The following is a 2,799-nucleotide window of genomic DNA, read 5'->3' on the forward strand; positions in this document are numbered from 1 at the left end:
CTCTGTAATTTTCCTCCTGCAAAGATCGGAATGGCCACATTGGCGGATCCGTAAGCTGCCTGATTTACTTTAGGACTTTCGGTAGCACTTCCACCGCTGTTGTCTCCAAGTTTCAGTTTCAGGTCTATGTTCGGCTGTGTAAGACGAAGATAGGAACCGGAAACACTCACGTCTGGTAATTGCCTTTCATTTGCTTCTTTGAGTGATGCCGTAGCCTGATCTACTTTAGCATGGCTCACTCTTAACTGTTTGCTGTTTTGTATACTCAGCGATATGGCTTCATTTAACGAAAGCGGTTTTACGCTCTGTTGTGCGGATGCTGTCTGAAAGAAAAAAGTCAGCAGGATTCCCGATGCAAGCGCATATAATCGTGCGTATATGCTTTTAGAATTCATGTGTTAGGATTGCTTTGAACAATTTTTTTAAATGTATACTTACTCTGTTTTTAATATACACGCTGTAATCTTCGTCGCTGATAGCGTCAGATGGAGCGCTTTTCTTTAGTATATGTTGAGCAGGTATTACCTGATGAATAGTCCCGAATAAAGTAGTCATCAACATCTCTACGTCCACGTCTTTGTGAAAAATGCCCGCTTCCTGTGCGTGGGTAACGATGGGCTGCATTAACCCGAGCATTTCTCCTTTCAGTTGCCAGATCAGATCCCTTACGGGGCTTTGCTGGCTGTTTAACTGTTCCCGGCTCATAATGCACTGGAAATATTGCTCCCCCAGCATTTTATTGATGAACCGGTCAATCAGACTGTTTATTTTCTCCAGCGGCTCCATGGTGTCGTTCTCCAATAATTCATTGATGAACTTCCGGGATGCCTCCATTCTATATCTGAAAATCGTTTCCAGTAATTTGTCCTTTGATCCGAAATAATAGGAGATCATGGCAATATTTACATCCGCTTCCTGCGCTATGTCCCTTACCGATGTGCCATGAAAGCCCTGATCGGCAAATAGCCGCTCTGCAACCTTTATAATTGAGAGCTGTTTTTCACTATACTCTTCCATGTTCCTTTTTTAGATTTGACAAGGCAAAGTTAAACAAACGTTTAATTTAAACAAGCGTTTATTTAATCACTTGTTTAAATTTTATTTTTATAAATTTATATTTATATGATTATCAATTATAATTATTAAAATTTTAAGGAGTTTTTAATATTTGTTAATAATAGCTTCACATAAGACGTTAAATTTTGATCGCTTTTGCGTGTTTTTATGAAAGAATTTTATAATTTAAGAGAAGAACCAAAATCGCTCCTTCCATGCGTCTTCCTTCTTCGTTTCCGGGTGTTGTTTTACTAGCAGGCCTCATTGCCGGCACTTTAGATATATTGTCTGCCTCCGTTTATTTCACCATAGCGACCCATGGGCAGCCACTTTCCAAACTATTCGCCTATATCAGCAGCGGCGTATTTGGCAAGGAAGCCTTTAACGGCAACCCCGCCATGACGATATATGGATTGCTGTTTCATTATCTGATCGCCCTCACCTGGTCATTCATCTTTCTAAGTATCTATCCGAAAATTCCGAACCTGCGCAAATACCCGGTTGCCACAGGACTCGCTTATGGGTTGATGGTATGGTCTTTCATGCAGTTCGTTGTTCTCCCATTGAGTCAGGTGCCACTCGGGCCCCTGCGTTTAGTCAGTGCACTGCTGAATATCGCTATTCTCATGGTGATGATCGGACTACCGCTTTCCTTTATCGCCAGGCGGTATTACGCGAAGTAGAAGGCGTTTGATATTTATACGACTAAGAAAGCTGTAGGCCTTACCACTCACTCCCAACACCCATCTGGTGTGAGCCGTGTTGTATTAAAGCTCCAACTCGTGTGAGCCAGCGCCGCATTAAGCAAAGTATAGAAGGCGGGATGCTCTTCAACGCTTTTCCAGCGCCAAACGCGCCGGCTCCCCGGATCGTCACCCATGACTGCCCTCCGCGTTTTTCATCTCCCTAAAAGACCCCCGATAATTTAATTTGCTAAATCGATTTTCTGATATAAAAAAGTAGTACCTTAGGGCAGCAACAGCCAACAGTAAGCAAAACATAATATTTACTAACAGGAAGCGAATAACTAACGGGCCGAAAAGACCGTGAGCATGATTACTATTGTCGTTATGCACAAAGCATCAGCGTAGCAACCAAAAAAATTAAAGCAGGAAATGAGGCATTCCATCAAGCTGTACATCCTGACAGCAGTTATATGTATCGTGGCATTGGCTATTGTACAGTTTTTCCTGATCTACAATACCTATCAGCTGCTGGACAGCCGTTTTAACTACGTGGAAAAAGGCCGGATAGGAGAAGCCTATAACCTGGCCATTGCCAACGACAAACTTTTTCCCGGAGGACAGCCGTTACTCGACAGCATTATTGTGCCGCAATATGGGTACCTCGAAAATTTGTATAAAACCAATCCGCAAAGCTTTGATACTGCTGCTCAACACCTGGTGAATCGCCTCGTTCACGAACTCATAAAGCATGAAAATACGGACAGTCTGCTGAAAGCTATCAAAGCACAGGATGGCATCAAAGACTCCCTGCTATATGCCCTCTGCATTCATCGCCTGGATATTAAATTCAAGGATAATCAATATGTAAACATCTACAACCGTTTTAAAAAATATCCGCTCATTCCAGCGGAACGTCAGCTGGAAACGGGCATCTATATTTGCGGGAATCTTCAACAGCTCAGTGAAAACAGTGCCGCATCATCACTGGTAGCCAATTCTCCCCTGCCCTATTCCTATTCACTATCTTTTTCCTTTTATGCCGATCCGTATAACCGCC

The 2,799-nt window shown here is 42.8% G+C and carries 4 protein-coding genes; 2 read left to right on the forward strand and 2 right to left on the reverse strand.

The window, feature by feature from the left end; translation table 11 throughout:
* Together VIP81_RS21880 and VIP81_RS21885 are read right to left on the reverse strand one after the other, a co-directional pair.
* The coding region (locus tag VIP81_RS21880) for a TolC family protein (RefSeq protein WP_331966332.1) at positions 1-395 on the reverse strand (395 nt) is incomplete at its 3' end.
* On the reverse strand, positions 385-1,017 hold the full coding sequence (locus tag VIP81_RS21885) for a TetR/AcrR family transcriptional regulator (protein ID WP_331966335.1): 633 nt from the start codon (positions 1,015-1,017) through the stop codon (positions 385-387). The genes VIP81_RS21880 and VIP81_RS21885, both read right to left, overlap by 11 nt.
* Before the next feature lie 254 nt (positions 1,018-1,271).
* On the opposite strand from VIP81_RS21885, the gene VIP81_RS21890 reads away from it, so the two are divergent.
* Together VIP81_RS21890 and VIP81_RS21895 are read left to right on the forward strand one after the other, a co-directional pair.
* Positions 1,272-1,739: a hypothetical protein gene (locus VIP81_RS21890; protein ID WP_331966338.1), complete on the forward strand. Its 468-nt coding sequence runs from the start codon at positions 1,272-1,274 to the stop codon at positions 1,737-1,739.
* A gap of 432 nt (positions 1,740-2,171) precedes the next feature.
* A partial coding sequence (locus VIP81_RS21895) for a hypothetical protein (RefSeq protein WP_331966341.1) occupies positions 2,172-2,799 on the forward strand: 628 nt, incomplete at its 3' end.

The organism is Chitinophaga sp. (assembly GCF_036566945.1).
Taxonomy (GTDB): Bacteria; Bacteroidota; Bacteroidia; order Chitinophagales; family Chitinophagaceae; genus Chitinophaga.

Excerpts from the sequence above, each read along its gene's own strand:
- VIP81_RS21885 (WP_331966335.1), bottom strand. The coding sequence starts at position 1,017 with ATGGAAGAGTATAGTGAAAAACAGCTCTCAATTATAAAGGTTGCAGAG.
- VIP81_RS21890 (WP_331966338.1), top strand. The coding sequence starts at position 1,272 with ATGCGTCTTCCTTCTTCGTTTCCGGGTGTTGTTTTACTAGCAGGCCTC.